Source organism: Bifidobacterium pongonis (genome assembly GCF_019331805.1).
GTDB classification, from domain to species: Bacteria; Actinomycetota; Actinomycetes; order Actinomycetales; family Bifidobacteriaceae; genus Bifidobacterium; species Bifidobacterium pongonis.
In genome coordinates this window covers 45,241-52,020 of record NZ_JAHBBE010000018.1, presented here as the reverse complement: position 1 = coordinate 52,020, position 6,780 = coordinate 45,241, and the positions used below count along the sequence as shown (strand labels likewise).

Sequence of the window (6,780 nt, the reverse complement as noted above, 5' to 3'; positions counted from 1 at the left end):
CGGATTCACGCAAACCCGAAGTGGCGTACGGCGACACGCTGGAAGGCGACCTGTCGCGCCGCGATTTCACCGTGAACGCCATGGCGCTGCGCGTGCCCGACCTGGAATTCGTGGACCCGTTCGGCGGCGCCAACGACCTGGCCAAAGGCATTCTGCGCACGCCGGTCGACCCGCGTCAATCCTTCGACGACGACCCGCTGCGCATGATGCGCGCGGTGCGTTTCGTGGCCCAACTGGGCTTCACCATCGAAGCGGAAACCGCCGAAGCCATGTACGACATGACCGATCGCATCCGCATCGTCTCCGCCGAACGCGTGCGCGACGAACTCACCAAAATGCTGCTCTCCGACCGCCCGCGCGCCGGCATCGAAGCGTTGGTGGAATCCGGCCTGGCCGACATCGTGTTCCCCGAGATTCCCGCGCTGGAACTGCAAATCGACGAGCATCACCGCCACAAGGACGTATTCGAACACACCATGATCGTGCTCGACCGTGCGGTCGCGCTGGAAACCGACGACAACGGCCCCGTGCCGCGCCCGGATCTGACGCTTCGCCTCGCCGCGCTGATGCACGATATCGGCAAGCCGAAGACCAGAAGGTTCGAGGCAGGCGGCAAGGTCAGCTTCCACCATCACGACGTGGTGGGCGCGAAACTGACCCGCAAGCGCCTGCGCGCGCTCCACTTCGACCACCACATGGTCGAGGACGTCAGCGAACTGGTGAACCTGCATCTGCGCTTCCACGGCTACGTGGACGAGCCGTGGACGGATTCCGCGGTCCGCCGCTACGTGAAGGACGCCGGGCACCTGTACGAGCGTCTGAACCGCCTGACGCGCGCCGACGCGACCACGCAGAACCGTCGCAAGGCGATGGTGTTCTCCAGCGCGATGGACGAGATGGAGGATCGCGTGCGCGAGCTGAAGAAGAAGGAGGACTTCGACGCGATCCGCCCGGATATCAACGGCAACGAGATCATGGACCTGCTGGGGCTCGAACCCGGCCCGATGATCGGCAAGGCGTACAAGCACATGCTCGACTACCGTCTCGATAACGGCCCGGTGGAGCATGACGTCGCCGTGGCCGAGCTGCGGCGCTGGTACGCCGAGCAGCAGGAGGCGTGATTTCCCGCGGGTTCCGGCCGCCAAGCGGCGAAATCCGGCAAACGGCATTATGACGAAGCCCCCTCCCGCCATGAGCGGGAAGGGGCTTTTCTCGTGCTTGCGATTCGCGTGCCGATCAGTTGACCGCGGTGTGCTCGGATGCCTTCGGCAGGCCGAGCTTGTTCATCTCGTCAACTGTCTTGCAGCCTTCGAAATCCTTGATCGTATCGCCCTGCTTCTTGACGTCGCGTTCCTTGTTCAGATCGTTGAACGTGGCGCCGAGCACCACGTCGACCAGACGATCCTGACGGTCATCCATCACCATGACGGCATCCTTGAAATACGCGTTCAGCGTATAGGCCGGGTTGATGGCGTTCACACCGAAATAGATGGTGGTGCGGTTGACCTTCGAACTGGGGTAGTTGTCGATCGTCACCACATTGAACTGACGGTCCTGCAACGCCTCGCCGACGGCCTTGGCCAAGCCTGCGAACTCGGTGCCGTTGCGCACACGTACGGGCACGGTGTTGTTGTCGGCCCACTTCATGGCGCTGCCGTCCGAGTTCTTCGCGGCGCAGGGAACCGCCTGGCCGTAATTCGGCTGGGCGACGGTCTTCGTATTGGTCTCGAAGGTGATCACCTTGAAGGAGACCAGGCAGGACACGACCAAAGCGACCACGAGAATCACGGCTGTGATGGTGAACACCGTCGTCTGGCGGCGGCGCATATACGCTTTGCGGGCTGCACGTTCGTCATACGGCTCAGTCATTGCGTTGTCCCTTCGCTTCGGAATGCTGTTTCACTGTATCGCGTTACCGTGACGCTCACGGACGGTACCGCGGGTGCGCTCGCGGCGATGATACGGTCGACGCTCGCGTTGCGCTTCCAAGCCTCGATAACCGCCTGCCGAATGGCCGGCGTGGGCGTGAAAGCGATGACCGACGGGCCCGATCCGGACACGAACGCATGGGATGCGCCGGCCGCCAGCGCGTCGTCGATGGCGTGGCCACTGCGCGGATGCAGGCTGATCGTGGCGTTCTGCAGATGATTCGCGTCGCCCGGCTTGGCTCCGATCTGGTCGAAAGCCGCGTAGACTTCGGGCGTGCTCAGCTGTGACTGGTAGGCGCCCACCAGCAGCGGACCGGCGAACCCACGGTCGCGCAGATCCCGGGCTTCGGCGGAATCGGGGGAGTAGATGCTGATGCGTTCCCCGTAACCGGTGCCGCGCGCGTAACCACCGGCCACGCAGAACGGCATGTCGGCTCCCAGCGTGGCGGCGACATGCTGCAGCTTCTCCACAGGCCAGTGCAAGTCCCACAATTCGTTCAGGCCGAGAATTGTCGCGGCCGCGTCGACGGAACCGCCGGCGAGCCCGCCGCCCACGGGAATGCGCTTCGTGATGGAAATGCCGACGTTCGGTTCGCGCCCGGCCGCTTCGGCCATGGCGAACAGGGCGAGCACCGCGTGATTGCGGCGCATATCCGCCTGCGAGGAGGCCAGATCGCCCAGATGCGTGCCGTCGAGTTCCAGCGAGAACCCGGCGTCGACGGGTTTCTCCGTGACGGTGACGGTGTCCGTCAGGCTGATGGCGCAGTAGATGGTGTCGAGTTCGTGGCGGCCTCCCCATTCGCTGCGGGGCTCGCCCACTTCAAGCGTGAGATTCGTTTTCGCAGGGCATTCGACGACGACGCTGCGTGGGGTGTCGCTCATGCGCGGCCCTCCGGGTTTGCCGTGTTTGCCGTGTTTGCCGTGTTCGCCGTGCCGGAACCGGCTTCGATGGCCTTGGCCAGAGCCATGAACTCGTCGATGGTGAGCGTTTCGCCACGGCGGGTCGGATCGATGCCGGCGGCGCTGAAGGCCTCGGCGGGAACGATCTTCTTCAACGCCGCGTGCAGGGTCTTGCGCCGCTGACCGAACGCCGCATCGATCAGCGCGAACGTGCGGTCACGCAATTGCTGCGGGCGGGGCGTATCGAAACGGCGGAAATGCACGAGCGCGGAATCCACGTTCGGCGCAGGCCAGAACACGTTGCGTCCGATCGTGCCCACGCGCTTCGCTTCGCCATACCAGGCGAGCTTTACGCTGGGCGTGCCGTAGATCTTATTGCCGGGGGTTGCGGCCAGACGGTCGGCAACCTCCTTCTGCACCATGACGAGGAAGGAATCGAGATTGCTGAATCGTTCCAGCAACGTCAGCAGGATCGGCGTGGCCACGTTGTACGGCAGGTTCGCCACCAGCGTGAACGGCTTGCCGTCCGCGAATTCCGGCAGTGTTTCCGGGCCCACGGTGAGTGCGTCGCGGTTGATGACGGACAGGCGCCCGGAGGCGTCCGGCATGAATTCGGCCACGGTCTGCGGGAGACGGTCGGCCAGCGGCGGGTCGATCTCCACGGCGGTCATGGTGGCGCCCGTCTCCAGGATCGCCAACGTCAGCGAGCCGAGTCCGGGGCCGACCTCCAGCACATGCGTATCGGGCTGAACGTGCGCTTCACGCACGATGCGCCGGACGGTGCCCGGGTCGATGACGAAGTTCTGGCCGAACTTCTTGGTCGGGCTTACGCCGGCCTCGTCGGCGATGCGTCGGATATCGGCGGCGCCGAGAAGATGCGCGGTCGATGCGGTGTCGGGAATATCGGTCATCGTAAAGCCTTCGATCAGTACCAGTTATGCTGCAGCCACCATTGTTTGGCTTGGCTCGGACTGCCATAGCGTCCAGCAATATAAGTCAAGCCCCAGTCAATCTGGACGGCGGCGTCGTCCCTGTAGCCGGCGCCCATCTTATCGGGCGGCAGGGCCTGAGGGATGCCATATGCGCCGGAGTACGGGTTCTCCGCGTTCCACAGCCAGCTCGACTCGTGGTTCCAGATCCAGACGAGGGCGTCCCAGTCCGCGCCGGTCCAACCGCGCTGGGCGGCCGCGGCGGCGGCGTACGCCTGCGCCTGGGCTACGCTGGGGTGCCACAGGCGGCCGCTGGAGGACGAGCCGCTGTTCGTATTGTTGTTGGTGTTCTGGCTCGGCTTCTGAGTGGTCTGGTTGTTGTTCTGACTGTTGTTCTGGTTGTTGTTGGTGTTCTGATTCGGTTTCTGGGTGGTCTGCCCGCTGTTCTGGTTGTTCTGGTTGTTCTGGTTTTGGTTCGTGTTCTGATTCTGGTTCGTGTTCTGGCTCGGCTTCTGGGTGGTGCCGGTATCACTCTTCGAAGCGGAGTCGGACTTGCCGGAATCCGTCTTGGAATCCGACTTGCCATTGCCGGTGTCGGTATCGCTCTTGCTGGAATCGTCCTTCTTCGAGGAATCCGAATCATCGCTCTTGCCGGAGTCCTTGCTGGAATCCTTACCGGAATCCGTGTCGGAACCATCGCCGGAATCCTTGCTATCATCATCGGTCTCGGCCTTCGCCGGGCCGACCGCCACCACCTGGTTCACCGACGCCTTGGTGGTGGTCTCGTTCTCCAGCGTTTCGGTGTCGGAGACACCGTCGACATAGGTCACGCTGTACGTCTGCTGGATCTCGCCGTTCTCACCCTGCTGGCGGATCACCGTCTCGCCGGGCTGCAGCGAGGAATCCACGATGGTCTGCGTCTCGAACGGGACGACCTTGGTGCGCGTCTCCTGCCCATGCGTCACGCGCTGCACGCGCAGCACGGTCTCCGAACCGCTTTCCGTGACGCTCACCCGGTCCTCCTTGCCCACGGTGATGCCCTTGGAATCAAGGATGGAAGCGGCCGGAAGCTTGCCGTTCGGGGCCTGCGAGCTTTTGCCGTCGGCCATCACGGTGACCGGTCCCTTGCGGTTGATCACCATGCCGCCGGTGAGCTGCTTGTACACGTTATCGATGTTGACGGTGATGCTGGAAGCCTTGCTCTCGTTCGCCTTGAAGAAACCGATCAGCTGATCGGCGCTGTCCGCCACCGTCCAGAACGGAATCTCCTCGCCGTCAACGTTCACCGTGGTCTGATAGGCGTTGCGCACGGTGACGACCGCATGATCGGCCAGATTGCCGCCGGATGTGGACTGCACCAGATCGTGCGAACGGACGTTGATGCCCTGCTCCTCCAACAGACGGTCGACAGTCATGGCATAGGTGGTCACCATGGTGGTTTTGCCGTTGACGTTCAACGCGACGGCCTTGCGCGTGGTCAGTGCGAACGTCGCCACCGCCATAGCGGCGACCGTGATCGCGCAGACGGCGACACGAACGCGACGCATTCTCATGAACCGTTGCGGTGTCCATCTCCGTGCCATATACAACCTCTTTCCAGACCCGCCGTCAGTGGCGTTCGGGCATACCGCGCCCAATCTTAATGGCAGGAAGTGATGTCTCCTCGGGGAACCGGCGAGTGTAAGCCATTTCACCACAAAAAAAGACCCCGTCCGCGTGGGACGGGGTGAAAGTAGAAAGAGGGGGCGGGAGAGAAGGGGAATGTTCCCGCCCCCTCTTAGGGGCAGAGCAGATTAGGGGGATGCTCTGGCCCCATATGGAAGGGCCGAATTAGGGGGTGAGGCCCTTCACTCTTACTCGAGCGACGTCTGTTCTTCTATTGTAGCCCCAGGTGGGGTAAGAGCCTCTTGTCGGGATCGAACCGACGACCTGCCGCTTACAAGGCGGCCGCTCTGGCCATCTGAGCTAAAGAGGCGGTGTGCGTTTCAGCACACAGACACAGAGAAGCATATCAGTTCCACTGGATGGAAACGCTTACTTATCCGCTGAAGGGGCAATCGGTTTGCCATTCGCGCCGATCGACGGCATGGTGCCTTCGACACCGACCTTATCCTCGTCGATGCCCAAAGCCGCCAGCAAACCGGTCTTGGTGTCGGAATACACGGACTGGGATTCGTTCATATCCCAGAACTTTCCGTTGATCGTGATGGTGGGCGTGGTCATCTGGCCCTTGAGATCGCCGGACGTGTTCCACAGCTCGCTGCGCTTCGGCGTGTACGTGTCGATGGCATCCAGCCAGGCGGTGTACTTGTCGGTGACCGCGGCGTCGGCGACCTTGGCGGACACGCCGGCCTTGGTGGCCTGCTTCTTCATCTGATCGTCGGAAGTGGTGACGCCGGAGTTCTCGGCGGGCTGGAAGTCGTCGGCGTACATGTTCGAGATGAAGCCGAGGATATGGTTCGGATCGCTGTCATGCTCGGTGATGTACAGCAGCATGTTCGCGGCCCTGGTGGAGTAGTTGTCCTTGCTCCAACGGTCGCCGAACGACATGGGATGCAGCTCGAGGTTCACCTGACCGGCGTCGAGCATCTTCTCCAAGGTCGGGTCGACCAGACGGTTGAAACTGCCGCAGCCGGAGCACATGAAGTCCATGTAGACGGCCACGGTGGGTGCGCCCGCGACCTTCTTGCCCACGCCGTCCTTCGAAATCAGGATGCCGCCCTTGCTGTCCGCGGTGGTGGGCTTGTTCTTGACCTTCTGCAGTTCGTCATACGCCTGCTTGACGGTCAGACTGCTGGCATTGCTGCTCTCCGAGGACTTGCTGCTCTTCCACGGCTGCCAGATGGCGAGGGCGATCACCGCGACGAGTACGACGATGACCGCCAGGACGCACGCGCCGATGACGGTCTGCTGGCGGCGTTCCTTGGCCGCACGTTCCGCGGCGGCCTTGGCCGCGGCTTCGTTGGCCGCGCGGCGTTCGGCGCGGGATTGACGGTGATTGTCCGAATTGGACATGCGTGCTC

Annotated in this window: 5 protein-coding genes, 1 tRNA gene and 1 pseudogene; 1 reads left to right on the top strand and 6 read right to left on the bottom strand. The window is 62.9% G+C overall.

Annotated elements, in window-relative coordinates:
• Positions 1–1,121, top strand: a 1,121-nt coding sequence (locus tag KIH75_RS05820) for a CCA tRNA nucleotidyltransferase (protein ID WP_219055832.1), incomplete at its 5' end; no start/stop codon positions are given.
• 115 nt (positions 1,122–1,236) lie between these two features.
• On the opposite strand, the gene KIH75_RS05815 is transcribed toward KIH75_RS05820, so the two are convergent.
• The 6 genes and pseudogenes from KIH75_RS05815 to KIH75_RS05790 all read right to left on the bottom strand — a co-directional run bounded on the left by KIH75_RS05815 (position 1,237) and on the right by KIH75_RS05790 (position 6,772).
• Positions 1,237–1,869 carry a LytR C-terminal domain-containing protein gene (locus tag KIH75_RS05815; RefSeq protein WP_219055831.1) on the bottom strand — a complete coding sequence of 211 codons (633 nt, stop codon included), beginning with the start codon at positions 1,867–1,869 and terminating at the stop codon, positions 1,237–1,239.
• Positions 1,866–2,810: a 4-(cytidine 5'-diphospho)-2-C-methyl-D-erythritol kinase gene (locus tag KIH75_RS05810; protein WP_219055830.1), complete on the bottom strand. Its 945-nt coding sequence runs from the start codon at positions 2,808–2,810 to the stop codon at positions 1,866–1,868. Before KIH75_RS05810 ends, KIH75_RS05815 begins: the two co-directional genes overlap by 4 nt.
• A 101-nt stretch (positions 2,811–2,911) precedes the next feature.
• A pseudogene (gene rsmA, locus KIH75_RS05805) lies at positions 2,912–3,739 on the bottom strand (16S rRNA (adenine(1518)-N(6)/adenine(1519)-N(6))-dimethyltransferase RsmA); the annotation flags it as partial.
• A 14-nt stretch (positions 3,740–3,753) separates the two neighbouring features.
• Complete coding sequence (locus tag KIH75_RS05800) at positions 3,754–5,340, bottom strand: aggregation-promoting factor C-terminal-like domain-containing protein (RefSeq protein WP_219055829.1); 1,587 nt, start codon at positions 5,338–5,340, stop codon at positions 3,754–3,756.
• Positions 5,341–5,658: 318 nt separating this feature from the next.
• Positions 5,659–5,732: transfer RNA gene (locus tag KIH75_RS05795), tRNA-Thr, on the bottom strand.
• 59 nt (positions 5,733–5,791) lie between these two features.
• The gene (locus tag KIH75_RS05790; protein WP_219055828.1) at positions 5,792–6,772 is read right to left on the bottom strand and encodes a DsbA family protein; all 981 of its coding nucleotides are present in this window, start codon (positions 6,770–6,772) and stop codon (positions 5,792–5,794) included.
• Positions 6,773–6,780: the final 8 nt, after the last annotated feature.